Origin of the sequence: Amycolatopsis sp. WAC 01375 (genome assembly GCF_003947325.1) — a bacterium.
In the GTDB taxonomy this organism is placed as follows: Bacteria; Actinomycetota; Actinomycetes; order Mycobacteriales; family Pseudonocardiaceae; genus Amycolatopsis.
The window spans coordinates 13,055-38,612 of the sequence record NZ_QHHW01000054.1 but is presented as its reverse complement, the minus strand read 5'-3'; the positions used below and the strand labels follow the sequence as shown (position 1 = coordinate 38,612).

The 25,558-nt window shown below is 68.8% G+C and carries 29 protein-coding genes; 10 read left to right on the top strand and 19 right to left on the bottom strand.

The genetic code is table 11. The features are described from left to right. Positions 1–36 precede the first annotated feature (36 nt). The 3 genes from DL991_RS35125 to DL991_RS35115 form a co-directional block, all read right to left on the bottom strand. A complete protein-coding gene (locus DL991_RS35125) occupies positions 37–1,026 on the bottom strand; it encodes a Ppx/GppA phosphatase family protein (protein WP_125788665.1) in 990 nt (329 codons plus the stop codon). 129 nt (positions 1,027–1,155) lie between these two features. After that, the gene (locus DL991_RS35120) at positions 1,156–1,845 is read right to left on the bottom strand and encodes a response regulator transcription factor (protein ID WP_125788664.1); all 690 of its coding nucleotides are present in this window, start codon (positions 1,843–1,845) and stop codon (positions 1,156–1,158) included. Then, complete coding sequence (locus tag DL991_RS35115; RefSeq protein WP_199746233.1) at positions 1,842–3,074, bottom strand: cell wall metabolism sensor histidine kinase WalK; 1,233 nt, start codon at positions 3,072–3,074, stop codon at positions 1,842–1,844. The genes DL991_RS35120 and DL991_RS35115 overlap by 4 nt, the downstream gene beginning before the upstream one ends. A gap of 292 nt (positions 3,075–3,366) precedes the next feature. On the opposite strand from DL991_RS35115, the gene DL991_RS35110 reads away from it, so the two are divergent. Together DL991_RS35110 and DL991_RS35105 are read left to right on the top strand one after the other, a co-directional pair. Then, positions 3,367–4,014 carry a DNA-binding response regulator gene (locus tag DL991_RS35110; RefSeq protein ID WP_125788663.1) on the top strand — a complete coding sequence of 216 codons (648 nt, stop codon included), beginning with the start codon at positions 3,367–3,369 and terminating at the stop codon, positions 4,012–4,014. Further along, positions 4,011–4,928, top strand: coding sequence for a hypothetical protein (locus tag DL991_RS35105; protein WP_125788662.1), 918 nt, complete (start codon positions 4,011–4,013; stop codon positions 4,926–4,928). Before DL991_RS35110 ends, DL991_RS35105 begins: the two co-directional genes overlap by 4 nt. Before the next feature lie 69 nt (positions 4,929–4,997). On the opposite strand, the gene DL991_RS35100 is transcribed toward DL991_RS35105, so the two are convergent. The 7 genes from DL991_RS35100 to DL991_RS35070 form a co-directional block, all read right to left on the bottom strand. After that, positions 4,998–5,747, bottom strand: coding sequence for a phosphoglyceromutase (locus DL991_RS35100; RefSeq protein WP_125788661.1), 750 nt, complete (start codon positions 5,745–5,747; stop codon positions 4,998–5,000). A 465-nt stretch (positions 5,748–6,212) separates the two neighbouring features. Further along, the gene (locus DL991_RS35095) at positions 6,213–7,145 is read right to left on the bottom strand and encodes a DUF4349 domain-containing protein (protein ID WP_125788660.1); all 933 of its coding nucleotides are present in this window, start codon (positions 7,143–7,145) and stop codon (positions 6,213–6,215) included. Positions 7,146–7,212: 67 nt separating this feature from the next. Beyond that, the gene (locus tag DL991_RS35090) at positions 7,213–7,728 is read right to left on the bottom strand and encodes a YbjN domain-containing protein (protein WP_125788659.1); all 516 of its coding nucleotides are present in this window, start codon (positions 7,726–7,728) and stop codon (positions 7,213–7,215) included. Next, the gene (gene mshA, locus DL991_RS35085; RefSeq protein ID WP_199754210.1) at positions 7,725–9,029 is read right to left on the bottom strand and encodes a D-inositol-3-phosphate glycosyltransferase; all 1,305 of its coding nucleotides are present in this window, start codon (positions 9,027–9,029) and stop codon (positions 7,725–7,727) included. Before mshA ends, DL991_RS35090 begins: the two co-directional genes overlap by 4 nt. 21 nt (positions 9,030–9,050) lie before the next feature. Beyond that, entirely contained in the window at positions 9,051–9,863 is an 813-nt protein-coding gene (locus DL991_RS35080) for an alpha/beta fold hydrolase (protein WP_125788658.1), read from the bottom strand. A 111-nt stretch (positions 9,864–9,974) separates the two neighbouring features. After that, positions 9,975–11,150: an Ig-like domain-containing protein gene (locus DL991_RS35075; protein ID WP_125788657.1), complete on the bottom strand. Its 1,176-nt coding sequence runs from the start codon at positions 11,148–11,150 to the stop codon at positions 9,975–9,977. Positions 11,151–11,359: 209 nt separating this feature from the next. Beyond that, positions 11,360–12,424, bottom strand: coding sequence for a UDP-N-acetylmuramate dehydrogenase (locus DL991_RS35070; protein ID WP_125788656.1), 1,065 nt, complete (start codon positions 12,422–12,424; stop codon positions 11,360–11,362). A gap of 26 nt (positions 12,425–12,450) precedes the next feature. On the opposite strand from DL991_RS35070, the gene DL991_RS35065 reads away from it, so the two are divergent. From DL991_RS35065 to DL991_RS35045, 5 genes are all read left to right on the top strand, one after another. Then, on the top strand, positions 12,451–12,948 hold the full coding sequence (locus DL991_RS35065) for a DUF2505 domain-containing protein (RefSeq protein WP_125788655.1): 498 nt from the start codon (positions 12,451–12,453) through the stop codon (positions 12,946–12,948). Further along, positions 12,930–13,727 (top strand): class I SAM-dependent methyltransferase, encoded by a 798-nt coding sequence (locus DL991_RS35060; protein ID WP_125788654.1) that lies wholly within the window; start codon positions 12,930–12,932, stop codon positions 13,725–13,727. The genes DL991_RS35065 and DL991_RS35060 overlap by 19 nt, the downstream gene beginning before the upstream one ends. 63 nt (positions 13,728–13,790) lie before the next feature. Continuing rightward, entirely contained in the window at positions 13,791–14,450 is a 660-nt protein-coding gene (locus DL991_RS35055; RefSeq protein WP_125788653.1) for a DedA family protein, read from the top strand. Continuing rightward, entirely contained in the window at positions 14,428–15,312 is an 885-nt protein-coding gene (gene purU, locus DL991_RS35050; RefSeq protein WP_199754208.1) for a formyltetrahydrofolate deformylase, read from the top strand. The genes DL991_RS35055 and purU overlap by 23 nt, the downstream gene beginning before the upstream one ends. 15 nt (positions 15,313–15,327) lie before the next feature. Next, positions 15,328–15,957 (top strand): pyridoxamine 5'-phosphate oxidase family protein, encoded by a 630-nt coding sequence (locus DL991_RS35045; protein ID WP_125788651.1) that lies wholly within the window; start codon positions 15,328–15,330, stop codon positions 15,955–15,957. Between the two features lie 78 nt (positions 15,958–16,035). Here DL991_RS35045 and DL991_RS35040 read toward each other — a convergent pair whose 3' ends face one another. The 3 genes from DL991_RS35040 to DL991_RS35030 form a co-directional block, all read right to left on the bottom strand. Continuing rightward, positions 16,036–17,034 (bottom strand): NADP-dependent oxidoreductase, encoded by a 999-nt coding sequence (locus DL991_RS35040; RefSeq protein ID WP_125788650.1) that lies wholly within the window; start codon positions 17,032–17,034, stop codon positions 16,036–16,038. Positions 17,035–17,138: 104 nt separating this feature from the next. Further along, positions 17,139–17,573 carry an SRPBCC family protein gene (locus DL991_RS35035; protein WP_125788649.1) on the bottom strand — a complete coding sequence of 145 codons (435 nt, stop codon included), beginning with the start codon at positions 17,571–17,573 and terminating at the stop codon, positions 17,139–17,141. Positions 17,574–17,729: 156 nt separating this feature from the next. Then, positions 17,730–18,626, bottom strand: a complete 897-nt coding sequence (locus DL991_RS35030) for an ABC transporter substrate-binding protein (protein ID WP_125789045.1) — start codon at positions 18,624–18,626, stop codon at positions 17,730–17,732. 173 nt (positions 18,627–18,799) lie between these two features. Between DL991_RS35030 and DL991_RS35025 the strand changes: the two genes are divergently transcribed. After that, complete coding sequence (locus tag DL991_RS35025; RefSeq protein ID WP_199754229.1) at positions 18,800–19,483, top strand: ABC transporter permease; 684 nt, start codon at positions 18,800–18,802, stop codon at positions 19,481–19,483. Next, positions 19,480–20,196 carry an ABC transporter permease gene (locus tag DL991_RS35020; protein WP_125788647.1) on the top strand — a complete coding sequence of 239 codons (717 nt, stop codon included), beginning with the start codon at positions 19,480–19,482 and terminating at the stop codon, positions 20,194–20,196. The genes DL991_RS35025 and DL991_RS35020 overlap by 4 nt, the downstream gene beginning before the upstream one ends. Here DL991_RS35020 and DL991_RS35015 read toward each other — a convergent pair. The 5 genes from DL991_RS35015 to DL991_RS34995 all read right to left on the bottom strand — a co-directional run bounded on the left by DL991_RS35015 (position 20,193) and on the right by DL991_RS34995 (position 23,655). Further along, the gene (locus DL991_RS35015) at positions 20,193–21,626 is read right to left on the bottom strand and encodes an aromatic amino acid lyase (RefSeq protein WP_125788646.1); all 1,434 of its coding nucleotides are present in this window, start codon (positions 21,624–21,626) and stop codon (positions 20,193–20,195) included. The two genes, DL991_RS35020 and DL991_RS35015, sit on opposite strands and share 4 nt — an antisense overlap. Next, positions 21,623–22,177, bottom strand: a complete 555-nt coding sequence (locus DL991_RS35010) for a YbaK/EbsC family protein (RefSeq protein WP_125788645.1) — start codon at positions 22,175–22,177, stop codon at positions 21,623–21,625. The genes DL991_RS35015 and DL991_RS35010 overlap by 4 nt, the downstream gene beginning before the upstream one ends. Positions 22,178–22,190: 13 nt before the next feature. Further along, positions 22,191–22,484, bottom strand: coding sequence for a DUF2516 family protein (locus DL991_RS35005; RefSeq protein WP_125788644.1), 294 nt, complete (start codon positions 22,482–22,484; stop codon positions 22,191–22,193). A gap of 86 nt (positions 22,485–22,570) precedes the next feature. Beyond that, entirely contained in the window at positions 22,571–23,251 is a 681-nt protein-coding gene (locus DL991_RS35000) for a hypothetical protein (protein WP_125788643.1), read from the bottom strand. Further along, on the bottom strand, positions 23,248–23,655 hold the full coding sequence (locus tag DL991_RS34995; protein ID WP_125789044.1) for a helix-turn-helix domain-containing protein: 408 nt from the start codon (positions 23,653–23,655) through the stop codon (positions 23,248–23,250). Before DL991_RS34995 ends, DL991_RS35000 begins: the two co-directional genes overlap by 4 nt. 151 nt (positions 23,656–23,806) lie before the next feature. Between DL991_RS34995 and DL991_RS34990 the strand changes: the two genes are divergently transcribed. After that, a complete protein-coding gene (locus tag DL991_RS34990; protein ID WP_125788642.1) occupies positions 23,807–24,937 on the top strand; it encodes a methyltransferase domain-containing protein in 1,131 nt (376 codons plus the stop codon). On the opposite strand, the gene DL991_RS34985 is transcribed toward DL991_RS34990, so the two are convergent. Then, the gene (locus tag DL991_RS34985) at positions 24,902–25,558 is read right to left on the bottom strand and encodes an AAA family ATPase (RefSeq protein ID WP_125788641.1); all 657 of its coding nucleotides are present in this window, start codon (positions 25,556–25,558) and stop codon (positions 24,902–24,904) included. The genes DL991_RS34990 and DL991_RS34985 overlap by 36 nt on opposite strands.

Below are 25,558 nucleotides of genomic sequence, written 5' to 3'. Positions count from 1 at the left end.
GCGCTATCCACCGTCATCCGCATTTCCGTCACCTCTTCACCGTGCCCGTTCTCCGTCGACTAAGTCCAGTCGGGCGCTGCCGCCCACAGTCTCGTCCGCACCGTTCGAATGGTCCAGCCGTCGAAGGATGACACCTTCTCGCAGCGCCCACGGACAGATCTCCAGTTCTTCCAGGGAAAGCGCCCGCATGGTGGCTTGCGCGACGAGCGCTCCGGCCACCAGCTGATGCGACCTGCCCGCGCTGACGCCCTCGAGTTGTGCCAGGTCATGGGCGGTCATCCGGGAGATGAACGCGATGAGCTGGCGCAACGCGGTGTCGGTCAGGGTACGGCGCACATGCGGCCCGCCCGCCGACGGCGCCGCTCCGGTCAGCCTGGCGAGCGACCGGAACGTCTTGGACGTCGCCACGACACGATCGGGTTCACCCAATTTGGCGACCTTCTTCGCGAGCGGGGTGAGTTGTTCTTCGAGCCACGCCGAAGTCGCGATGAGCTCCGAGCGGGTCGGCGGGTCGTGCTGGAACCGCGTCCGGGTGGTCCGGCCGGCGCCGAGTGGCAGCGATTCGGCCAGATCCGGCTCCTCGTCGCGGCCCATCGCGATCTCCAGCGAGCCGCCGCCGATGTCGAGCACGAGCAGTTTTCCCGCCGACCAGCCGAACCAGCGGCGGACGGCGAGGAAGGTGAGGCGGGATTCGTCGATCCCGGAGAGCACCTTCAGCTCGACGCCGGTCTGTTCCTGGACCTTCGCCAGCACCTTCGGGGCGTTCTTGGCTTCGCGGACCGCGGAGGTCGCGAACGCCATGACCTCTTCGCAGCCGAGCCGGGCCGCGGCCGCCTTCGCCGATTCGACCGCCCGAACGAGGCTGTCCGCACCCGCGCGGCTCAGGTCGCCGTTGCGGGTGATCTGCTCGGCGAGCCGGAGGACGGCCTTTTCGGAATGCATCGGGGTCGGGTGGGCGCCACGGTGGGCGTCGACCACGAGTAGGTGGACGGTGTTGGAACCGACGTCGAGTACCCCTAGGCGCACGAGCGTCTACGGTACCCGCCCCCACGTCAGGTCACGAAACCGTAACCGTGATCTGTATCGCACGGGCTCCGCGTGAAGGCCCCCTTCCCTCGGCTGAGCCGAGGGAAGGGGGCCTTCACGCGCTATGGATCACGTCTCGAACTTGTAGCCAAGGCCGCGGACGGTGACCAGGTGCCGGGGCGAACCCGGGTCCGGCTCGATCTTCGACCGCAGCCGCTTCACGTGGACGTCGAGCGTCTTGGTGTCGCCGACGTAGTCCGCACCCCACACCCGGTCGATCAGCTGCCCGCGGGTGAGCACGCGGCCGACGTTGCGCAGCAGGTATTCGAGCAGGTCGAACTCCTTCAGCGGCAAGGAGACCTCCTCGCCGTCGACGGTGACGACGTGCCGTTCGACGTCCATGCGCACCGGCCCGGCGGCCAGTACGAGCGGTGCCAGGTCGCCTTCGGAGCCCGGCTCGCCGCCGCGTCGCAGCACCGCGCGGACCCGCGCGATGAGCTCACGGGCCGAGTACGGCTTGGTGACGTAGTCGTCGGCGCCGAGTTCCAGCCCGACGACCTTGTCGATCTCGCTGTCGCGTGCGGTCACCATGATCACCGGCACCGCGGAACGCTGCCTGAGCTGCTTGCAGACGTCGGTGCCGCTCATGCCTGGGAGCATGAGATCGAGTAGGACGATGTCGGCGCCGTTCCGGTCGAACTCCTCGAGCGCCTGCTGCCCCGTCACGGCGACGGCGGCGGTGAAGCCCTCTTTGCGGAGCAAGAACGCGAGCGGATCGGCGAACGACTCTTCGTCCTCGACGATGAGAACCCTCGTCACAGGTTTCCTCCATGGTCGGGGCTTTCTTGCCCTGTTGCCACGAGACGGGGTGTCCGCTCGGGGGTCTTCTCCGGCCGGGATGCCGGCGGAGCCTGTTTCACGGCCGCGGCCGGTTCGGCGGGGATGTGCGCGGGGATCCGCAGGGTGAAGGTCGATCCGGTGCCGGGACGGCTCCAGAGTCCGACCGAACCGCCGTGGTTGGCGGCCACGTGCTTGACGATCGCCAGGCCGAGCCCGGTGCCGCCGGTCGCCCGTGACCTCGCCTTGTCCGCGCGGTAGAACCGCTCGAAGACACGCTGTTGCTCGTCCTCGGCGATGCCGATGCCGCGGTCGGTGACCGCGATCTCGACCTTCCCGTCGACGAGCCGCCTGCTGATCGACACCGGGCTGCCCGGCTGCGAGTACGCGACGGCGTTCTCCAGCAGGTTCGACAGCGCGGTCACCATCAGCGTCCGGTCGCCCTCGATGAGCAGCCCGCTGGCCGCGTCGGTGGTGATGGTGATCTCGGCGGATTCCGCCGAGAGCGTCGTCCGGCCGAGTGCCTCGCGGACCACGGCGTCGACCTCGACCACGTTCAGATCGGGCAGCCGCTCGGCACCCTGTAGCCGTGACAGCGCGATCAGCTCGGTGACGAGCTGGCCGAGCCGCGTCGATTCGCGGAGGATCTTGCCGCCGAAGCGGCGGACCTCCTCGGTGTCTTCCGCGGCGTCGAGGATGGCCTCGGTGAGCAGCGCGATCGCGCCCACCGGCGTCTTCAGTTCATGGCTGACGTTCGCGACGAAGTCTCGCCGGACGGCTTCGAGGCGGGTCGCCTCGGAGTGATCGACGGCCTCGACCACGGTGAACCCGTCGCCGAGCGGGCGGACCTCGCCGAGGACGGCCTCGGGCTGACGGCCCCTCGCCTCCAGCGGGGAAAGGTCGATCTCCATCGGCTCGTCGGTCTCGACCACCTGCTCGGCGGCCTTGCGGGCCCGCGGATCGGCCTGGTTGACCTTCACCAGTCCCAGCTCGTAGGCACGCGGGTTGTGCAGGACCATGTCGCCGAACTTGTTGAGCACGACGACGCCGTTGTTGCTGGACCGCACGAGGCGTTCGAGCAGCTCGGCCACGGTGGGTCCGGCCGGTCGTCGTTCCTCGCGGCGGGTGCGGCTCCTCGCGATCAGGAAACCGAAAACCACACCGACGATCAGTCCGCCGACGGCCAGGGCGAGTGCAACAGGCGTGGTCACAGGGGAATCGTAAGCGCGTGGGTAGTCTTTCGGCCTAGTCCCGGCCGCGTACTCGTGATGCCTATGACACCTGGGGACACCCTGTTCGCCTGCAGGTCAGACCCCGTTCACGTGACCGACCCCTCGCCGAGACCTCCTGGGTGAGGCGAGTCACCCGAAACGGGGACATCGATGCCGGTTCGTGCCCGGATCCCGACTTTCGTCGTGACTATCCGGACCGTGTGCTGCCCACTCACCGGCGAATAGCGACGTTCCCGTCACGGTCGCCGGTGAATGTTGGAAGACTGTCGCCGTGGAACTCGTCAGTGACATCTCCCTGATTCGCGGAGAAGAAGAGCTGTTCGACCGGACGGCTCATCTGTTCGTCGCGGCGACCGACATCGCGTGCGCGGCCGATGACCTCTACACCTGGGCACTTTCCCGGCCGTCGCTCACGCGGCAGGGCGAACGGCTGGTGCGCGACAAGCGGATCCGCAAGCTGTACCGGCCCGGCGTCCTGCTGAACGAGCAGACCGCGCGGCATCTGCACCATCTGTCCGGCCTCGGCGCGCAGATCCGGATCGGTACCGAGGAGATCAACGAGACGATCCTGCTCGACGAGCGCGTCGCGATCATGGCAGGCGACGAGGGCAAGGCGGTGCGCTCGTACAGCGTCATCTCGCGTCCGGAGCTGGTGCAGGGCATCCTGTCGCTGTTCGAAACCGCCTGGCAGGCGGCCGCGACCCTGGAGACGTTCGACGCGCGGTTCGCCGACATCCGGATGGAGGCACCGCAGATCCTCGAGTTCCTGACCACCGGCTGCAAGGACGACAAGGCCGCGAAGAGCCTCGGCATGGGCGTGCGCACCTATCAGCGGCGCGTCTCGGAACTGCTGGTCGCGCTCGGCGTGACCTCGCGGCTCCAGGTCGACGCGCGGGCGCGGGAGCTCGGCCTCCTGTGAGGCGCTGGGCGGGCCTCGCCGTACTGCTCGCGCTCGCGGGCTGCACGACCACGGTCTCCGGCGCCGCCCGGCCCGAACCGGAAACCCCGCCGTCGAACCTCGCGCTGGTCGATCCGGCGCGGACGGCGTCGGTGCTGACAGCGGTCAAGACGGCGACCGAAGCGGTGTTCTCCTACGACAGCACGGCCGTGCCCGCCTACGAGAAGGCGATCGCCGAGAACCTGACGCCGGGCGCACGCGACGAAATGGCGAAACTGTTCGCCGAGGTCCGGAAGTCTGCGGAGCCGATCAAGCTGGTGACCAGGGTGATCGTCTCGGCCGCGGTCGAGCAGGCGCCGGACAAGGCGCAGGTGCTGACCGTGCTCGACCAAAGCAGCACCCGGGCGGGGGCCACCAGCAAGGGCATCGCGTCGGTACTGCTCGCGACCGTGCGCGAAGGCGACCGCTGGCGGATCGGCGAGATCAAGGTGAACCCGGCCGGGTCGCCGCCCGCGGTGGAGAAACCCGGCGCGGGTGACCGGGTGCTCGCGCGGGTCCGGGATTCCGCGCGCGACGGCGCTCTGCGTGCCGCACAAGCCCTGTTGAGCGTTGATCCGGCCGATCCCGAAGGCACGTACGCCCGCTACGAGTCCGTGTCGACCGGGCAGTTGCTGACCCAGTTCCGGCAGGACAAGGCGACGGGGGTGGGCAAGATCCGGGCCGCGGGCGCGAAGTCGTCGCTGGCGCCGAATCCGGCGGCCGCGGTCATGGAGGTCGTGGAGGACAAGGCGAGCGTGCTGCTCCACGCGACGTCCGACGTCACCGACGCGGCCGGGCAGTCGACGAAGAAGCACCTGCCGGTCGTCCTGCGTCTCCAGCGGCTGCCCGAAGGCTGGAAGGCGGCCGGGATCGAACTGGTCGCGAGCCTCCCCTGACGCAATTCGGCACCTGGTTGCGATCGTTCGCACTCGAACTATCGCAACCAGGTGCCGAATTGCGTGCGGTCAGCGGCCCTGGTTCGCCACGGCGGCCGCGGCTTCCTTCGCGGCCTCCGGGTCCAGGTACGTCCCGCCGGCGGTGACCGGCTTGAGGTCGTCCGTCAGGTCGTAGCGCAGCGGGATGCCGGTCGGGATGTTGAGCCCGGCGATCGCGTCGTCGGAGATGCCGTCGAGGTGCTTCACCAGCGCCCGCAGCGAGTTGCCGTGCGCGGCGACCAGCACGGTCTTGCCGGCACGCAGATCCGGCACGATCGCGGACTCCCAGTACGGCAGCAGCCGCGCGACGACGTCCTTGAGGCACTCGGTCAGCGGGGCGGCGTCGCCGAGGTCGGCGTAGCGCGCGTCGCCGACCTGGCTGAACTCGTCGGCCGGGTCGATCGGGGGCGGCGGGGTGTCGTAGGAGCGGCGCCAGAGCATGAACTGCTCCTCGCCGAACTCGTCCAGGGTCTGCTTCTTGTTCTTGCCCTGGAGCGCGCCGTAGTGCCGCTCGTTGAGGCGCCAGTCGCGCTTCACCGGGATCCAGTGCCGGTCGGCGGCGTCGAGCGCCAGGTTGGCGGTCGAGATCGCCCGGCGCATCAGAGAGGTGTGCAGGACGTCCGGCAGCAGACCGGACTCCGCGAGCAGCTGCCCGCCCTTGCGCGCCTCCTGCTCGCCCTGTTCCGACAGCGGCACGTCCACCCAACCGGTGAACAGGTTTTCGGCGTTCCACGTGCTCTGCCCGTGACGCAGCAGCACCAGAGTCCCAAGCTCAGCCATGCGCCCCACCCTGCCAGAGTGAGCGGATGCGCCGGTCAGAGGGCCGGGATTGCCCCTTCTTCTACGGAGAGTGCGTTACCCGCGAGTAACACCTTCACCCGTCCAGAAGACGGGGTGCCAACAAGTCCCGATCTCCGACAAACAGGCTGCACTCCGTTATCCCCGTTTTCGAAGTTCACTCGAACGGCCTAACCGGTAGTCTTGTGATTACAGGTGGAGATCTGACAGGTTGACTAAGTCCCGCGCGGCCGGATTCCACGCACTCCCCGGCTCGACGTGGGTGACGACCGCGACTCGTCTCCCCCCTGCCGAGTCGCGGCGCCCGCCGGCCCCGTTGGCATCCCCCTCGTCACCGGGTCCACCTTGGCGGGAACTTCAGCGGGGCGGCTCGAGATCGCGACTCCCCCCTCCCTCGAGCCGTCCCGCCTGTTCACTTTCCGGGGAATCCCGGCCAAAGTGGGGGCTTCAGTCCAGCGGGGGCGCGGACGGCAGATCCGAAGCGGTCGCCATCGCGGGCTCCGCCGGACGACGCCGCTTGCGCAGCCACCACACCAGCGCGGCCGCGGGGACACCGAAGACCAGCACGAACGGGGCCATCGCACCGAGCACGGTCAGCAGGCCGCCACCGAAGGTCAGGAACGCGTCCCAGCCGTTCGTCAGGCCACCGAAGAACCCGCTACGCGACTCCTCCTCCGCCACGACGGTCTCCGCCTTCACCTGCAGCGAGATCGTCGACATGGCGACACTTCCGGCCAGGCTCTCACGCCGCTTCTGGAGCGACTCGAGTTCGGCCTCGCGGCTCGTCAGTTCGCTCTCCACCGAAGCGATCTCCGAAACCGACGTCGCCCTCGCGAGCAGCGCGCGGACGCGTTCGACGCTCGCCCGCTGGGTGGCCAGCCGCGATTCGATGTCGACCATCTGCTCGGTCACGTCCGTCGCGGTGACCTCGCGCCTCACCTGCTTGCCCAGCTTCCCCAGCTGGTCCAGCACGCCGTCGAGGCGTTCGGAGGGCACGACGACGTTGACCGTCGCCCGCTTCTCCTGCGTGCTCTCCTGCCCGGTGTAGCCGGCGGCGCCCTGCGTGATGACGCGGACCTGTGAGATCACGTCGGCGACGTTCGGCGCGGTGAGCTCCAGGCTCGCCGTGCGCACCAGTTTGCGGTCGGTGATCCCCGGCTGCCCCACCGGCGCAGGGTTCTTGCCCGACCCCGCCTTGCCGGCGCTGTCGGTACTTTCCGTGTTGCCTTTGCCCGGCGCCCCTTGATTCGGCGCCGCCTGCTTGGTGTCGGCCGACATCGGCATCGCGGCGGACTCGCTGCTGCCGGAATCGTTCGCCGAGCAGCCCGCGAGCGCCAGCACGATGCCTGCCGCGGCCACCCATCTCAATCGCTTGCGCATCCGTCCTTCTCCCTCCAGTGCTGAGGAAAGAGACGGAGCCGGGCTCAGGCCCGTTGCACCGTTCGGGTCACGAGTCGGTCAAGGCTCCGGGTTCGTGCCCGTTCGCGGGCTCGACGAGATGTTTGAACGCCTGCAGGTTCGCCAGGGACTCGCCGCGGGAAACCCGCCAATCCCATTCGCGTTTGATCGATTCGGCGAAGCCGAGTTCCAGCAAGGTGTTGAAGTCGCCGTCGGCGGCCTCCAGCACCTGCCCGAGGATCTTGTCCAGTTCGGACTCGGTGACCGTGTCCAGTCCGAATCGGCCGACCAGGTAGATGTCGCCCATCGCGTCCACCGTGTAGTGCACGCCGTACAGTTTCGCGTTGCGGCGCAACAGAAAACGGTAAACGTCCTCATGGGACTCATCGGGTCGGCGGCAGACGAACGCTTCGACGGCGAAGGCGTGGTCCCCGGCGACCAGCCAGCAGTTGGTCTGCAGTTTCTTGGTGCCGGGCAACGTGACGAAGTACTTCCCCTCGCCGCGCCTGTCGTATTCCAGGCCCGCGTTGTCCAAAGAGGACCGCAAGGTCTCGTCGAGCGTCAAACCGCCACCTCCGCGCGCTGTTCGAGGGCACGCCGGAACGCGCCGGTCGCCTGAGCGTACGTGTCCAGCAGCCGGTCCGTCGTACGGCGCCAGGAGAAACGCCGCGCGTGGACGACGGCGTTGGCCGAGAGTTCGGCACGCCAGCCGGGCCGCAGCGCGACGTTCGCGAGCGCGCGCGCCCAGTCCTTCGGATCGTGCGACGGCACGAGCAACCCGGAAACCCCGTGCGGCACGGCGACCGGCAGCCCGCCGACCTCGGCCGCGATCACCGGCGTCCCACAGGCCTGCGCCTCGAGCGCGACCAGCCCGAACGACTCGTTGTAGCTCGGCACGGCGACGATGTCGGCCGCGCGGTAGACGTTGACCAGCGACCGGCCGGGCTGCGGCGGCATGAACCGGGTCTGCTCCTCGATCCCGAGGGAGACGGCCAGCTCGCGCAGGGCCTGCGGCTGATCCAGCCCGGTCCCGGACGGGCCGCCGACGATCAGCACCACCAGCCGCGACGCCAGCTCCGGCCGCTCGCGCAGCATTTCGGCCGCCGCGAGCAGCAGGACGTCCGGCGCCTTCAGGGGCTGGATCCGGCCGGCGAAGGCCAGGACGATCGCGTCCTGCGGCAGCCCCAGCGCCCGGCGCGCGGCCGGACGGGAACCGGGGGTGAACCGGTCGAGGTCGACGCCGGGCGGGATGGCGTGCACGGAATGCGGGTCCGCGTCGTACAGCTCGATCAGCTCGCGCGCCTCGACGCGGGTGTTCGCGACCAGGCAGTCCGCCTCCTCGACGACCTGCTCCTCGCCGATCACGCGGGTGCGCGGCTCGGGGGTGTCCCCCTCGGCCAGTGCGGCGTTCTTGACCTTGGCCAGCGTATGCGCGGTGTGCACCAGCGGCACTCCCCAGCGGTCGCGGGCGAGCCAGCCGGCCTGACCGGAAAGCCAGTAATGCGAATGGATGAGGTCGTAGTAGCCCGGCTCGTGGAACGCCTCGGCCCGCAGCACCCCGGCGGTGAACGCGCACAGCTGCGCGGGCAGCTCGTCGCGGCCCAGCGGCTCGAACGGCCCGGCCGGGATGTGCCGCACCAGCACGCCGGGCGCCAGTTCGGCGACCGGCGGCTGATCCGAGGACGTCGCGCGCGTGAACACCTCGACCTCGACGCCGCGGCGGGCCATCTCGATGGCCGTCTGGCTCACGTAGACGTTCATCCCCCCGGCGTCGCCGGTACCCGGCTGCTCCAGCGGAGAGGTGTGCAAAGACAGCACCGCGACGCGCCTTGGCGCGGCATCGAACCCGTGCAGAGGGATCGTCACCTGGTCAACACTCCCGAAGTCCTACTGATCGGCGAACCCGCGCAGCAGTTCACCGAACTCGTCCACCGCTTCGGCGAACGGCAGATGCCCCACCTCAGGTAGCCAACGCACGACGGCCCCCTGAATCTTCCCGGCCGTGTATTCCGCCGACGTCGGATCGATCACAGCGTCCGCGAGACCATGGATGATAAGTGCCGGTTTGTCCAGATCGCGAAGTACGTCCTCGCTCCCGACGTCGCGCCGGAACAGCGCGGAGCGCACCGCGGGCGGAGTGGAAAGGCTGGCACCGAGCAGCGACTGGGTGAGCGTGCCGGATACCGGGGAGGCGGTCATCCGCCCGCTGAACTGCACCAACGCGGGAATCGCGACCGACGGATCGTCCGAAAGCACCGCCGGGATGGCCTCGCGCATCGCGGGGCCGACCTTGCCGCCGGGCCGGTTCTTGCCGATTTCTGTGATAGCGCCCACAAAAACGACGCCACCGAGCCGCGACGAGCCGTGCACGCGGAGGTAGTCGGTGATCACGAGCCCGCCATAGGACCAGCCGACGACGATCGCGTCGTCACCGGCGAAGTCGAGGACGGAGGCGAGATCCTCCGCCCAGACGCGCGGATCGTCGTAACCGGCGGAGGGCACTTCGGAGTCACCGTGACCGCGCAGATCCATCGCGACCAGGCGGAACCGCTCGCTGAGGGCGGGGTCCGCCATCTGCGGCGCCCATGCCTTGGCGGACTGGGCCCAGCCGTGCACGAACACGATCGGACGGGTGTTCTCGGCGCCTTCGACCCACAAGCCGATGCGGGTCCCGCCGTAGCCGACTACCTCGGTCTTCATGCCCGCACTTTAGGAGGTCGGCCGGGGTGGTCGTGAGTGGCGATTCGGGTTAGAACCCGAATCGCCACTCACGACCAACGCGCCCCACTCGCCACCGCTGCCCTCATCCACCTACTTGACGGCGGACAAGGCCTTCCACGACTTCCAGTCGTAGAACCAGTTCTTGACGTCCGATTTGGTCGGACTGCCCAGTTTCGACCCGGTGATCTCCACCGGGTCGCCGATCATCGCCGTGTCGAAGTACTTCTTAGCGTCCGAGTCGAGCAGGTTCACGCAGCCGTGCGAGGTGTTGGCCTTGCCGATGTTCGCCGCGTTGTCCTGGTTCTCGTGGATGTACTCGCCGTTGTTCGAGATCCGGCAGGCCCACTTCTTGTTGACGTTGGTGTAGCCGTAGCGCGCGTTGTCGAACCGCGCGGTCGGCTCCTTCGTCATCACGATGAACGTGCCGTTGGGGGTGTTGCGCTGGACGTCGGAGTCGAGCCCGTTCGAACACGGGTAACTCGCCGATTCGGACCCGCCCCGGTAGACCTTCATCACGTGGTCCGGGGTGTTGATCTTGACGACCTGGTTGCGGCCGATCTTGAAGTCGGTGGTCACGTCGGCCTTGCCGTACGCGCCGCCGCCGAGCGCGACGCCGTAGAGCTTCGCCTCGACGCTGACCTTGATGTTGGCGGGCCAGTACTCCTTGGGCCGCCAGTCGACCTGCGTGTCCGAAAGCCAGCCCCAGGAGCCCTCGACGTCCTTGTCGGTCTTCACCTTGAGCGCCTTTTCGGCGGCCGCCTTGTCCTTGACCGGGGACGCGAACTTCACGCTGATCGGCATCGCGACGCCGACTTCGGCGTCGTCGGTCGGGTTCAGCGTGGCGCGAATCTCCTTGGCGGGCTTGACCGTGGTGAAGGAGCCCTTGAACTCGGCGGGCTTGTTGTCGCTGCCGGTGGCCTTCGCGGCGTACGTGTACGTCTTGCCGTAGCCGAGGACTTCGGAGCTGGTCCAGGTGAGTCCGTCGGGGGAAAGTTCGCCCTTGACGTCCTTACCGCCATCCCCGCTGACCTTGACCTCGGTGAGCTTGCCGTCGGCGACCTTCACCACGACCGGGGTCACCACGGAGGCGTCCTTGGCGTCGGCGGCGGGTTCGGCGGTGATCTTGGCGACCGGGGCGGCGGTCTGTTCTTCGCCACCACTGCCCTCCGGCTTGGCGTTGCCGCCTTCTTCGCTGGAGCAGGCCGCGGCCAGCATGGCCGCCCCCGCGGCGAGCGCGGCCTTGAACACCGTGCGCCGTTCGATCACGTGTACCTCCCGTTAGCTCCCCGCGAGCCCCTACCCGCTCAGCGCTGGGAACCTCTCCGACGTTACCCGCGGCGACGGAAGTCACCCGCCCCGCTCTTTGGGATAGACGCACGTGACCGGCGCGGGGTTGTTCACCCACCCGCAATTCGTCACCTGCTTGCGATCTTTGCGCATGCAAGGGACCGCAAGCAGGTGACGAATTGCGGGGGTCAGAGCGAGCAGTTGATGAGCAGGGGTTCGGGGTGCAGCGAAACACCGAAGCGAGCCTCGACGCCGTCGCGCACTTCGCGCGCCAGAGCGAGAAGGTCCTCTGTCGAGGCTTTGCCCCGGTTCGTGAGCGCGAGCGTGTGCTTCGTCGACAGCGAGACCCTGCCGCCGGGCCCTTCGTGGCCCTTCGCGAACCCGGCCCGCTCGATCAGCCACGCGGCGGACAGCTTCGTGCCCCCGGGCGCCGGGTACTGCGGCACGCGCACGTCCTCGCCGACGACATCCACGATCCCGGCGAGCACCTTCGCCAGCCGTGCCTCCCCGATGATCGGGTTGGTGAAGAACGAGCCCGCGCTCCACGTGTCGTGGTCGTCAGCGTCCAGGACCATGCCCTTACCGCGACGCAGGCCGAGGACCGCTTCGCGCGCGTCGGCCGTCGGGACCCGGTCACCGATCTCGACGCCGAGCGTGCGGGCGAGTTCGGCGTAGCGGATGGGGGCCGAGAGACCGTCTTCGCTGACCTTGAAGCGCACTGTGAGCACTACGCCGGCGTCAGTCCCCTTCAGGATCGACGTGCGGTAGCCGAAGCCGAGTTCCTCTGCGGTCAGCGTGCGGATCTCGCGGGTGGCGCGGTCATAAAGGTCGACCGAGACCAGCGACTCGGCCACTTCGCAGCCGTACGCGCCGACGTTCTGGATCGGCGTCGCGCCGACCGAACCGGGGATGCCGGAGAGGCATTCGAGCCCGCCGATGCCCTCGGCGACCAGCCCCTCGACGAAACCGTCCCAGTTCTGGCCCGCCGCGACCTCGACGAGATCTCCGTCACGTGTCCAGCCGGTGTTGCCGACTTTCAGTACCGCGCCGTCGAAGCCGTCGTCGGCGACGACGAGGTTCGAACCGCCGCCGAGCAGCAGGACCGGCTCGCCCGCTTCGTCGGCCTCGCGGACCGCCTCGACCAGGGCCTGCACGGTCTTCGCCTCGGCATAACGCCGCGCCGGACCGCCGAGCCGCAGGGTGGTGTGGTCGGCGAGGGCGGCGTGCTGGGTGGGAGTTTCGGCAGTGCTCACGCCCGTGAACGGTACTGTCTGGCGCCATGGCCTCCCGTATCGAGCACCGCTCAACGTTCTCCGCCGACGTCGCGACCACGTTCGACGCGGTCGCAAGCGAGGCGGCGCTGCGGGCAAGGCTGGAGCAGATCGGCGGCGACGACGCGGAGCTGCTGGAGTTCGTCCCGGCAGACGACGGCGTGCGCTACAAGCTGCGTCAGGGCATCAGCTCGGACAAGCTCCCCTCGGCCGTGCGGACGCTGCACCGGGGCGATCTGGTCGTCGAGCGCGAGCAGACCTGGAAGACCGCCGGAGCCGGCTACACCGGCACCGCGACGGCGTCGGTCTCGGGCGTGCCGGGCGAGATCACCGCGAAGACGTCGCTGACCGGCGAAGGCGAGCAGGCGACGCTGGTCAACAGCGGCGAGGTCAAGGTGCGGATCCCGTTCGTCGGCGGGAAGCTGGAAGGCGTGATCGCCGAACAGGTCACCAAACTGCTGGAACGCGAGGCCGAATTCGTCGCGAAGTGGCTGGCCGGGCGCTGAAGCCGGTCGGGGCACCGACACGAGGCACGACCAACCCCAACCGGCTCCGCCGCGTGGACCGGTGGCTCGCGAGCGACCCCGGGGTGACGCGGCTGCTGCGCCGCGCGGACGAACCGCTCGTCGTGGACCTCGGCTACGGCGCCTCACCGGTGACCACGGTCGAGATGGCGCGGTGGCTGCGCACGGTCCGGCGCGACGTCCGGGTGCTGGGCCTGGAGCTGGACGCCGAACGGGTCGCCGTCGCGCAAACCGCCGTCGACCGGCCGTGGCTGGACTTCCGGCGCGGCGGCTTCGAGCTCGCCGGGACGCGGCCGGTGCTGGTACGCGCGTTCAACGTGCTGCGGCAGTACGACGAAGCCGAGGTCCCGGGCGCCTGGTCGCTGATGCTGGACGCGATGACGCCGGGCGGACTGCTCGTCGAAGGCACCTGCGACGAGATCGGACGGCTGAGCAGCTGGGTCGCGGTCGGCTCCGACGGGCCACGCACCCTGACCCTTTCCGTCCACCTCGCCAGCCTGGAACGTCCGTCCACAGTGGCCGAACGACTGCCCAAGATCCTCATCCATCGCAACGTCCCCGGCGAACGCGTCCACGAACTACTGTCCACTCTGGACATTTGCTGGGCGACGGCTGCGCCGCACCAGAACTTCGGCGTCCGTGCCCGCTGGGCGCACGCCGTGCACCTGCTCACCGCCCGGGGCTGGCCGGTGCTGAACAGGCCGTCGCGGTGGCGGCTTGGTGAACTCACCGTGCCGTGGTCGTCGGTGGCCCCGGACTAGGAATTCATCGGTCGAACCCCGCTCCGTCACCCCAAAGCGACCTGCGGTGATCACGATGGAACCGTGGAACTGCTGGAGTACGTCACCGGGCTGCTCGAGGGCACGCTCGGATCGCCCTGGTTGTGGGTGATCGTGTTCCTCGTGTCCGGGTTGGACGCGCTCCTGCCGTTCATGCCGAGCGAGACCACGGTCATCACCGTCGCCGTCCTGATCGGCACGGACTTCCCCCAGCTGGCGCTACTCGCGCTGGTCGCCGCGCTCGGCGCCTGGCTGGGCGACTGTCTCGGCTACACCCTCGGCGCGGCCGCGGGACCGCGAGCGCTCGCCCGCCTGCAACGCGGACCGGACGGGATCCGGCGCTACGAATGGGCGAAGATCCAGGTGCGGCGCAACGCCGTCCTGCTGATCCTCGCCGCCCGCTACCTGCCCGGCGGCCGTGTCGCGAGCGGGCTCGCCAACGGCAGCCTCGGGTACCCGCCGGGCAAGTTCGTCCCGCTCGACGCCCTCGGCGCGAGCATCTGGGCGGTGTACAGCGTCCTCATCGGTCTCGTCGGCGGAGCGGCCTTCGCGGACGAGCCGGAGAAGGGCCTTCTGCTCTCCTTCGCGCTCGGCCTGCTGCTGGTCGCGGCGATCGAGATCGGGCGGCGGGTCCGCGTGCGCATCCTGACCCGGCGCCGCGCGGCGGCCGGGACCAGCGACAATGGTGTGTGTGTCGAACCCTGAACGTCGCTATGTGATCTCCTTCGGCTGCCCCGACCGCACGGGCATCATCGCCCGGATCTCGGGTTTCCTCGCCGAACACGGCGGTTGGATCGTCGAAGCGGCGTACCACACGGACCCGGACACCGGCTGGTTCTTCACCCGCCAGGTCGTCCGCGCCGACTCGCTCCCGTTCGACGCCACCGAACTCCGCACCCGCTTCGCCGAGGTCGCGACGTCGCTTTCGGCCGAGTCCAGCTGGCAGGTCAGCGACACCGGCGAGCGCCGCCGCGTGGTGATCCTCGTCTCCAAGGCCGGGCACTGCCTCTACGACCTCCTCGGCCGGGTCGCTTCCGGGGAACTGGACGTCGACGTCGCCGCCGTCATCGGCAACCACGCGTCACTGGGTGACATCACCCGCGCACACGGCATCCCGTTCCACCACGTCCCGTTCCCCGCCGGCGACGCGGAGGCCAAGGCGTCCGCCTTCGCCGAGGTGCGGAAACTGGTCGCCGAACACAACCCGCACGCCGTCGTCCTCGCCCGGTTCATGCAGGTCCTGCCCGCGGAACTGTGCGAGGCGTGGGCCGGGCGGGCGCTCAACATCCACCACAGCTTCCTGCCGTCGTTCGTCGGCGCGCGGCCGTACCACCAGGCCCACGCGCGCGGGGTGAAACTCATCGGCGCGACCTGCCACTACGTCACCGCCGACCTCGACGCGGGCCCGATCGTCGACCAGGACGTCATCCGCGTCGACCACGGCGACTCGGTCGAGGACATGGTCCGCAAGGGCCGCGACATCGAGAAGGTGACACTGGCGCGCGGGCTGCGGTGGCATCTCGAGGGCCGCGTGCTGGTGCACGGGAACCGGACTGTCGTCTTCTGATGGTTCACTAAGGTCATGGGGACCTCAGAGATCAAAGTGATCGAGACGCGCGAAGCGCTCCGTGAACACCTCGGCCACCCGGCCGAGCGCACCAAGGGGAAGATCATCCCCTTCCTCGACCAGCACGCGCGAACGCTGATCGAACACTCGCCGTTCTACCTGCTGGCGACGGCGTCGGCCGACGGGACCTGTGACGTCTCCCCGCGCGGCGACCCGGCCGGTTCCGTGAAGGTGCTCGACGACAAGACGCTGGTGCTGGCGGACCGGCCTGGCAACAAGCTGCTCGACAGCCAGACCAACATCCTCGAAAATCCGCACGCCGGGCTGCTGTTCTTGATCCCGGGGATGAACGAAACGCTGCGGATCAACGGCGGCGCGAAACTGGTCGCGGACGCGCCGTTCTTCGACGACCTCGTGGTCAAGGGGAAACGGCCCGCGCTGGCGATCCTGGTCGAGGTCGAAGAGCTCTACATACACTGCGCCAAGGCTTTCCTGCGGTCCTCGCTGTGGAAGCCGGAAACCTGGCCGGAGCGGTCCAGCCTGCCGACCGCCGGCCAGATCTTCCGGGACCAGATGAAGCTGGACATGACCGCGGAGGCGCTGGACGCCGCGCTGACCGAAGGCGCCCTCACGACGCAGTACTGAGCCTCCGCGCGTGCAATGAAGGGGCCTTTCATAGCAAATTTTGCTATGAAAGGCCCCTTCATTGCACGTGAGGGCGGGTCAGACGCGGACCAGCATCTTGCCGGTGTTCGCCCCGCCCAGCAGGTCCAGGAACGCCTGCGGCGCGTTGCGGATACCGTCCACAATGGTCTCCGAGTACTTGAGCCCACCGGAGGCGACCAGCGGCGCGACCTCCTTCACGAACTGCGGCTGCAGCGCGAAGTGATCGCCGACCAGCATGCCGCGCATGGTGAACCGCTTCGCGATGATCGACGCGAGATTGCGCGGCGCGGCGGCCGGTTCGGTGTTGTTGTAGACCGAGATCATCCCGCAGATCGCCATCCGGCCGTGCAGGTTGATCGAGTCGATGGCCGCTTCGAGGTGCTCGCCGCCGACGTTGTCGAAGTACACGTCGATGCCTTCGGGCGCCGCCGCGCGCAGCTGCTCGGCGACCGGGGCGTCCTTGTAGTTGAACGCCGCGTCGAAGCCCAGTTCGTCGGTCAGCCACTTGACCTTCTCGTCGGTGCCCGCGCTGCCGATGACCCGCTTCGCGCCCTTCAGCTTCGCCAGCTGGCCGACGACGGAACCGACCGCGCCCGCCGCGCCGGACACGAAGACGGTGTCGCCCTCCTTGAACTCCGCGACCTCGAGCAGTCCGGCGTACGCGGTGAGCCCGGTCATGCCGAGCACGCCGAGGTACGCGCTGACCGGCGCGGCCTCGGGGTCGACCTTCACCGCGTGCTTCGCGGCGACGACGGCGTGGGAGCGCCAGCCGAGGCCGTGCAGCACGATGTCGCCCGGCTTGAAATCGTCCACGGTGGACTCGAGCACTTCACCGACGGCGCCGCCGTGCATGACCTTGCCGACCTCGTACGGCTCGGCGTAGGACTTCGCGCTGCTCATCCGGCCGCGCATGTACGGATCCACGCTCAGCACCTGGTTGCGGACCAGGATCTGCCCCTCGCCCGGGGTCGGGATCTCGACGTCGGCGATCTCGAAGTTCTCGAGCGTCGGGACACCGTGCGGACGGGAAGCGAGCCGGATCTCGGTTGCGTTCACGGGGTAACTCCAAGTCTGTTGCGAACCTCAAGCGGGGCGATCGCCCCGTATTCACGACGGGTACAACGAGCTAACCGGGGCGACCATTCCGATTGTGGCGAGCGCTACACGACCTCGGCGAGTTTGCCGAGCACGCCCTCGTAGATCCGCTTGAGCCCGCCGGGCGCGAAGGTCTTCTCGAAGAAGCCGCCGATGCCGCCCGCGCCGTCCCAGGTCGTCTCGATGCGGACGAGACTGCCCTCCGGCACCTCGCGAACGGTCCACGTGGTGACCATGCTGGAGTTCGCGTCGGTCTCGACGAGAGTGCCTTCGGACGGCTCGGTCACCGTCGCGGCGACGTCACGCACACGCTTCGACGTCGCCTGAAGCTTCCAGCTCGCCTTCGTGCCCGCGCCGACGCCGCCTTCGGTGACCTCGTAGTCGCGGTAGTGCTCCGTCAGCAGCTTCGGCCGGGTTTCGGTGTAGTCCGCGACGAGCGCCCTGACCTTGTCCGCCGGCGCCTCGATGGTGCGCTCCGCGATGGCCGTGACCTTTCCCATCCCACTCCCTTTCACCCGTGTTGCAACGACAGCGTCCACGATTGCACCGCTGTCCGCGGCCGGAGCGGGCGCCCCCTGCCCCGAACGCCATGAAAGGTCCTTTCCTTGCAAATTTTGCGAGGAAAGGACCTTTCATGGCACTCGCGAGGAAGAGCCTCAGATGAGGGACTTCTCCTTCAGCCACTCCTTCGCGACGTCGCCCGGCTTCTCGCCGTCCGCGTCGACGCGCTTGTTCAGCTCACGCAACTGCTCGGTGTCGAGGGCCTTGCTCACGGCGTTGACGGCGGCCGCGAAGTCGGCGCCGCGCTCGTCGAGGACCTTCTGCTTCACCGCGGGTACGACGTTCTCGGTCGGCACGATGGCGAGGTCGTCCTCCAGCGCCACGAACTGCGGGTCGCCGACGAGCGGGCTCACCGAGTCGACCGGGATGACGGTGACCTTCCCGGATCGCAGCTGCTCGACGCGCGGGCCCGCTTCCTGCACCGTCTGGAAGGTGGCTTTCAGCTTGTAGACGTCGGTGAAACCCTTGAAGCAGGGGAGCCGCTCCGCGCACTCGGGCGCACCGGCGACGACGACGTTGTCGATCTTGGCCAGATCGCTGATCTTCGCCAGCCCCTTCTCCTTGGCGAGATCGGCCTTCACGATGTAGGTGTTCTTGTTCTCCGCCGGTGACTGCTCCAGCAGGGCGATGCCGTCGGGCTCGAACAACTTCTTGAGCTGCTCGTGTTCGCCCTTCGCGTCCTTCGCGGCTTCTTTGCCGAATCCGGTGCTGATGGCGGCACCCTGGTACTCCGGGACGAACTGGAGCTCACCGGATTTCAGCGCCGGGTAGATCAGCTCGCGCGAAGCGAGGTTCAGCTTGCGGGTGATCGGATAGCCCTTGGCCTCCAGCGCGTTCGCGTACAGCTCGGCGAGGATCACGCTGTCGGTGAAGTTGAAGGAGGCGACCACGATCGGCGCCCCGCCCTTGCTCTGCGCGGCCGGGGCCGCCGCGTCGTCGCCACCCCCACAGGCGGTCATACCGAGGACGGCGGCGGCGAGCACCGCGCCCACTCGAACATTCCGTGTCCAGCGCACGTGCACACTCCTATGACTCGTTCAGAGGAATGGACAGTATCTCCGGGTCACGACAGAATCCACGTTTTGAGAGTTGCGCCCCGTCCGCTCCCAGAGAACGGAATTCGGCGCCCCGATCGGGGTAAGGTCGGCCGGTGCGAGCATCCTCCGTGTTCCCCGTTCCCGCCCAGGGCGGGCGGCCGCTCTTCGAGTGGCGGTGGGTGGACCGCCATCTCGACGAGATCTTCGAACGGCTCGGCGAGCACATCACGTTGACCGCGGCGGCGCTCGCCATCGGGCTGGTGGTGTCGATCGGTGTTTCCGTGGTTTCGCTGCGTCGCCGGTGGTTCTACGTCTTCGCGCTGAGCGTGGCTGGTTCGTTGTACGTCATCCCGAGTCTCGGCGCCTTCGCGGTACTGGTGCCCTTCACCGGCCTGACGTCCTTCGCGACCGCGGTCATCCCTTTGGCGACGTACACGTTGCTGATCCTCATCCGCAACATCGTCACCGGCGTCGAACAAGTGCCCAAGGAAGTCCGGGAAGCCGCCATAGGCATGGGTTTCACGCGTTCGCGGTTGCTGTGGCAGGTCGAACTACCGCTCGCGCTGCCGGTGGTGATCGCGGGGCTGCGGGTCGCGGCGGTGACCACGATCGGGCTGGTGACGGTGACTTCCATGCTCGGCAAGGGCGGCCTCGGGTACTTCATCCGTAACGGGATCCAGACCGCGACACCGAATCCGACGTCGATCATCGTCGGCGTCGGGCTTTCCGTGGTACTGGCCGTGGTGGCGGATCTGCTGCTGTGGCTCGGTGGGCGCGCGCTCGCGCCGTGGTCGCGGAAGGCGGCGCGATGAGCATCATCGACCAGGCCATCGAGTGGCTGGGCGAACCAGATCGCTGGAGCTGGACCGAACCGGCGGGGGTGCCGTACCGGACGGTCGAGCATCTCCAGTTCTCCTTGGTGGCGCTGGCGATCTCGGCGGTGTTGACGATCCCGCCCGCGTTGTGGCTGGCGCACTACCGCCGCGCTCAGTTCCTCGCGACGAGCGCGGTGAACATCGGCCGCGCGATTCCCAGCTTCGGGCTGGTGATCCTGTTCTGGTTCCTGGCTTCCCGGCTGGAGGTCGACACGACGTTCTGGCCGCTGATGCTCGCGCTGGTGGCCTTGGCGCTGCCGCCGTTGTTCACGAACACCTACGCGGGCGTCCTGCAGCTGGAGCAGGAAACCGTCGACGCGGCGCGCGGAACCGGTTACCGCGAGTGGCAGATCATGCTGCGCCTGGAGTTGCCGCTCGCGTCACCGGTCATCCTCGCGGGTGCCCGCGTCGCGTTCCTGCAACTGGTGGCGACCGTCGCGATCGGCGCGATCGTCAACGACGGCGGCGGGCTCGGACGGTACATTGTGGACGGTTTCGCGCTCGGCGATCCGGGCCACGGCGAGATCCTGGCGGGCGGCATCGCGGTCGTCATCCTGGCTTTGGTGTGCGAGGGCGTTTTCGCGCTCGTCACTCGCTGGGTGACTCCGCGCGGGCTGACGCTCCAGTCCCGCGCGGATGCCCGGACCTAGTCCAAGGTCGTCAGGTCGTTGAAGTACGAGTCCCGCAGCACGGCGACCAACGCGGTCACCTCGGGCCCCAGCGGCCGATCCGCCACGACCGGTGGAACCAGCCCGCTCAGCCACTCGTAAGCGACACGAAGCCAGGGCGAACCATCCCCGGATGCCAGGAATCGCGCCTGCGAACCCGTGATCAGTTCGCAGGCCGTGATGGCGAACATCCGCGCACAAGCGTCACGCAGCTGATTCCCCGCCGCCCAGGCGAACGCCTGCACGTCCTCCTGCCCACCGGAGGTGTCGACGGAACCCAACGTCGCGGGCGTGGCCAGCCGCCGTAGCGCGTGCAGTTCCCCCACCGCACGTTTGTGCAACGGCACCAACCCCGCCTGCGGCCCCGGCTCCACCGCGAGTTGCGCGGACAGGCCGCTGAACCGCTCGTCGAGCAACCGGTGCGTCCGCTGCACGCTCACTTCACCGAGATGCACGAGCGCCGCCGTCACCGCGTCCATTCGCAGCCCGAGTTCGACGGCGTGGAATCCCGTCGTGGACACGAATTCGCCGTCGAGGAAGGACGGCGAGTCGGTCGGCGTCGAACGCCGCAGGACGGCACCCAGCTCGTCGTTCACCCGCGTCAGGTGGGCGATCGCCCGCGGCGCGACGCGCACGGAGATCGGCGCCTGGACGACTTCCGGACGCACGGTGGAACCGTCGAGCAAACCACCGATCTCGTACAGCACCGACTCCAGCACGCGGTCGTCTCCCGCCAGCGCGGGGCGATAGATCGCTTGCGGCGCACCGAGGACGTCGATCGCGATCGCGGCGGCCAGCGTCTGGAAGTCCACCACCTGCCGGACTTCGGTCAGCGCGAACGCCGCGAGAGTCTCGGCCAATGGCGAGCCCTGGATGAGGGTCGCGCCCTCCTTGAGACCCGGCTCGTACGGCTCCGCCAGCACCTCCGACGCGGGCGTCTCGACGCCGTCCACCAGCACGGTTCCGACGCCGAGAAAAGTCTGGAAGGCATGCGCCAGCGGGATGATCTCACCGGCGCTGCCCAGGCCCGTCCTCGGCACGGCGGGCGTGAACCCCTCGTTCAGCCGGTCGACGAGGAACGTCACCAGCTCCGGGCTCGCGCCGGCCTCGGGCGCGAGCAGATCCCGCAGGCGCACCAGCAAAAGCCACCGCACTTCGGCGGCCGAGAGCCACGGCGGACCGCCGACGGCCCGGCCGATCAGCAGATTCCGCTGGTGTGCGCTCGATGCGGGCGAAGCGACTCCCGCGAGCCGCCCCATCCCGGTGTTCACGCCGTAGACAGGGCGGTCGGACAGCGCGGCGAGGACGCGGGCGCGGTTCTCGCCGAGGCCGACGAGCAACGCGGCGTCGATCTCGAGGAATTCGGCCTCGAACGCCGAAGCCAGCGAGAAGTCCTTAGTGGACAGTCTCACTCGACGGGACGCGCGAGACCGTCGATCACTTCGGCACCGGGCAGGGACGCGAGGGTCGAGCCCGAGATCAGCAGCTTGCCGCCGCGGACGCCGCTGCCGATGACCAGTTCGGGTTCGTCCGCGACGCGCTGGTCGATCAGGATCGGCCAGCCCTCCGGCAGGCCGACCGGCGTGATGCCGCCGTACTCCATGCCGGTGAGCGAGACGGCCTCGTCCATCGGGGCAAAGGAGGCCTTGCGGACGTCGAGGCGGCGCTTGATGACGCCGTTCACGTCGGCGCGGGTGGTCGCGAGGATCATCGCGGCGGCGAACCGGACCTCGCCGGCGCGTTTGCCGGCGACGACGACACAGTTCGCGGACGCGGAGAGCGGTGAGCCGTACGCCTCGCAGAAGGCGGCGGTGTCGGCCAGGTCCGCGTCGATCTCGACGACGCCGACGGCGTCCGGATCGGGAAGGGCGGCGAGCGCCTTGGCGACGGGCTCGGCGAGCAGGTCCGTGCGGGAGAGGGCGGGGACGACGGTGAGGGTTCCGGCGATGGTCCAGTCAGTCACACCGCCACCCTAATCACCAGTTGCGGCCGCCGCGCTGGACCTCGATGAGCTTGGGGCGGACGTCCACGAGGTAGACCAGGACCGCGACCAGCGCGGGCAGCCACAGGATCATGCCGCCGCCGTAGAACTCGAAGAAGGTCAGCACCACGGTGGCCCCGCCGGTGATGAGCATCCAGATGGGTTTGGTCTTGCGATCGGCGGCGGAATACGCGTCCGCGCGCTGCAGCAGCGCATGCACGAAAGCGAACAGCCCCGTCAGTGCGCCGCCCCAATGAATGGCGATGAGGATCCAGGTGGCAACGAACACGAAGTCAGCTTACGTCAAACCGGGCGAATGACCCGGGCCCCTGGCACCGAAGGCGGTGCCAGGGGCCCGGGAGTCCACGCGGATCTTTACTTCTCGGTGGTCTTCGGCGCGGTGGCCGGCTTCTTGGCGACCGGGCTGCTGGTGGTGCGACGCGCGGGGGCCGTGGTCTTCGGCGCGGTCTTGTTGGCGACCTTGCGCGAAGCCGAGCGAGTCTCGTGCGCGAGGTCGTCGCCGATCTCCTCGACCTCGTCGGCGATCTCGCCGGCGACCTCGGTCACCTTGCGGGCGGTCTTCTCGCCCGCCGAGCGGGTGCCCTTGGTGACCTTGCCGAGCACGGTGTCGATGCGCTCACGGGCATCGCTGGTGGCGTCCTCGACGCGGTCCTGCGCGGTGCTCAGCGCGTCCTCGAGCTGCTCGATGGCCTTCTTGACCTGCGGCTGCGCGGCGATCTTGTCCCACGCCTGCTCGCCGGACTCGGCCAGCTTGTTGTACAGCTTCAGCGCGGCCTCGGTGTACTCGTCGATGACCTTGCGCAGCTCGGCCGGGTCCAGCTTCTCGCGGAGGCCCTCGACGTCGTGCGGCAGCTCTTCGATGTTCTTGCGGGCGCTCTCGCTGCCCTCGACGACGCGCTCCTTGGCCTTCGACACGGCGTCGACGACGGCCTGGCCTGCCAGGTTGCCGGCGCCGAGGGCGGCCAGCAGCGGGGTGCGGACCTGGTCGAGGGCGGTGTGCTTGCGGTCGGTCTTGTTCTTCGTGGCCGTGGTCATGCTGACTCCTTGGATTCGGTGGCTGGTTCTGGGGTTGTCGCCACCGGTTCTGGCTTCGCGGCGGCGTTCTCGCGGCGGAACGATTCGTAGACGTCGAGCAGGACCTGCTTCTGCCGTTCGGTCAGCTCGAGGTCGGCGCGGATCGCGTCGCCGACCGGGCCGCCCGTGGGCAGATCGAGGATTCCCGCTTGCACGTAGAGCGCCTCGGCCGAGATTCGCAGGCCTTTGGCGATCTGCTGCAGGATCTCCGCGCTGGGTTTGCGGACCCCGCGCTCGATCTGGCTCAGGTACGGATTGGACACGCCGGCGAGTTTCGACAGCTGCCGCAAGGAGATCTTCGCGTTGCTGCGCTGCTGGCGGATGTACTCGCCGATGTCGGAAGCGATGTCCGCGACCTTCTCCATCGGCCCGCCCGATGCGGGCTGGTCCCGGTTGGTGTCTGACATCGGTCACCTCCTCGCGACGTGTTCAACGCTACGCCCGAGTGCTAGCTATTGCAAGCACTCTGCTTGCAACCATCGGGTGTGTTGGTGCTCACCCCGCTACCGTGGAGGGATGTCGAACGCGACGCGGCTGCGGCGGCGCCTCGTCGAGCATCTGCTCGCCGAGGGCGTGCTGCACGACGCGCACTGGATGTCCGCGTTCCGCTCCGTGCCGAGACACGTCTTCCTGCCGCGGATCTTCGTCCCGGCGTCGAACGGCTGGGCCGCGATGGAGCACGGCGACGAAGGGTGGCTGCGCCGCGTCTACTCCCCCGACGTGCTGGTCGTCCAGCTCGACGACGACTCCGGGCTCTGGGAACGGGCGCGCTATCTCGGCGCGCAACCGGGAACGCCGACCAGTTCGTCCAGCCAGCCGTCGATCATGGCGATCATGCTCGAAGAGCTCCGGGTCGCCGACGGGCACCGCGTCCTCGAGATCGGCACGGGCACCGGATACAACGCCGCCCTGCTGTGCCATCGGCTCGGTTCCGGACTGGTGTACACAGTGGACATCGACCCGGAGCTGGTCGACGCCGCGCGTAAGCGGCTCTCGGAGATCGGGTTCGCGCCCTCGTGCGTGGCGGCCGACGGCGCCGAGGGTTTCCCGGCGGGCGTGCTCTACGACCGGGTGCTGTGCACGTGCTCGGTGTCGTCGATCCCGCCCGCGTGGCTGGAACAGACCATGCCCGGTGGACTGATCGTCACCACGCTGAACCGGCCGATCGGCGGCGGGCTCGTCCGGATCGTCGCCGGTGAAGGCGCGACGGGACAAGGGCGGGTGCTCGCCCGCGACGGCCGCTTCATGCCGCTGCGCGCGCACCGCTTCAAGCCGTCGAAGGCGCTCGAAGGCGACGTCGCTTGGCGGCCGACGCGGCTGCCGATGGGAGCGATCACCGAGGTCCGCAGCCGCTTCGAGTTCTTCGCCGGGCTCCAGCTTCCGGGCGTGACGGCCGCACGAGAAGGCCAGAGCACCACCCTGATTCACCCGGACGGCTCATGGCTGCGACATCGGCAGAAGGGCAGCGAGTTCGAAGTGGCCGAAGGCGGCCCGCGACGGCTGTGGGAGATCGTCGAGAGCGCGTACGAGGAGTGGCGCGATCTCGGCGAGCCTGGGCGGGACCGGTTCGGGCTCAGCCTCGACGGCGAAGACCAGGTGATCTGGCTGGATTCACCCGATGGCCGCAGCTGGCCGTTGCGCCCCTGAAAGCAGGCCACGCACCCACTTCTCGACGTGGTCGACGGCGTCGTCCACCGGAAGGCTGGTGGTGTCGAACAGTTCGACCGGCGGATCCATCGAGGGCGCTTCCGCTTGCAGCCACTCGTTGAATTCCAGCATCTCCTCGACCCGCTCCTCGTCCCACTCGCGCCAGGCGGGCCGCGCGAGCAAACGCTTGCGCAGCGCGTCGGGCTCGCTGACGAGCGCCAGGTAGTGGATGTCGGAGAAGAAGACGCGCTCGGGCAGCCGCTCGAATTCGGGCGGCGCGACGGTGCCGCAGAGCACGACCGGCCTGCCGTTCTGGTGCAGCATCGCCGCCATCCGCAACCAGGTCGAGCGGAACGCGGGATGGCCGGGGACGTCGTCGCGCAGCGCTCCCGTCCACAGCACGTCCTGCTCGACCACGAGCGCGAGATCGCCGAGCCGTTCCGCCAGCCGCGGCCCGACCGTCGACTTGCCTGCTCCACTCGGCCCGGTCAGCGCGAAGAGCGGAAGCCGCCGGAACGGCCACCGGTGCGCGCACACCGCGCACACCAGCAGCCCGCTCTCGACTTGTGGCCGTTCGGCGCGATCACCGCAGGCCGGGCAGATCTTGAGATCGAGGACCAC

Excerpts from the sequence above, each read along its gene's own strand:
- DL991_RS35100 (WP_125788661.1), bottom strand. The coding sequence starts at position 5,747 with ATGGCTGAGCTTGGGACTCTGGTGCTGCTGCGTCACGGGCAGAGCACG.
- DL991_RS35095 (WP_125788660.1), bottom strand. The coding sequence starts at position 7,145 with ATGCGCAAGCGATTGAGATGGGTGGCCGCGGCAGGCATCGTGCTGGCG.
- DL991_RS35080 (WP_125788658.1), bottom strand. The coding sequence starts at position 9,863 with ATGAAGACCGAGGTAGTCGGCTACGGCGGGACCCGCATCGGCTTGTGG.
- DL991_RS35065 (WP_125788655.1), top strand. The coding sequence starts at position 12,451 with ATGGCCTCCCGTATCGAGCACCGCTCAACGTTCTCCGCCGACGTCGCG.
- purU (WP_199754208.1), top strand. The coding sequence starts at position 14,428 with ATGGTGTGTGTGTCGAACCCTGAACGTCGCTATGTGATCTCCTTCGGC.
- DL991_RS35045 (WP_125788651.1), top strand. The coding sequence starts at position 15,328 with ATGGGGACCTCAGAGATCAAAGTGATCGAGACGCGCGAAGCGCTCCGT.
- DL991_RS35035 (WP_125788649.1), bottom strand. The coding sequence starts at position 17,573 with ATGGGAAAGGTCACGGCCATCGCGGAGCGCACCATCGAGGCGCCGGCG.
- DL991_RS35020 (WP_125788647.1), top strand. The coding sequence starts at position 19,480 with ATGAGCATCATCGACCAGGCCATCGAGTGGCTGGGCGAACCAGATCGC.
- DL991_RS35000 (WP_125788643.1), bottom strand. The coding sequence starts at position 23,251 with ATGACCACGGCCACGAAGAACAAGACCGACCGCAAGCACACCGCCCTC.
- DL991_RS34995 (WP_125789044.1), bottom strand. The coding sequence starts at position 23,655 with ATGGAGAAGGTCGCGGACATCGCTTCCGACATCGGCGAGTACATCCGC.
- DL991_RS34990 (WP_125788642.1), top strand. The coding sequence starts at position 23,807 with ATGTCGAACGCGACGCGGCTGCGGCGGCGCCTCGTCGAGCATCTGCTC.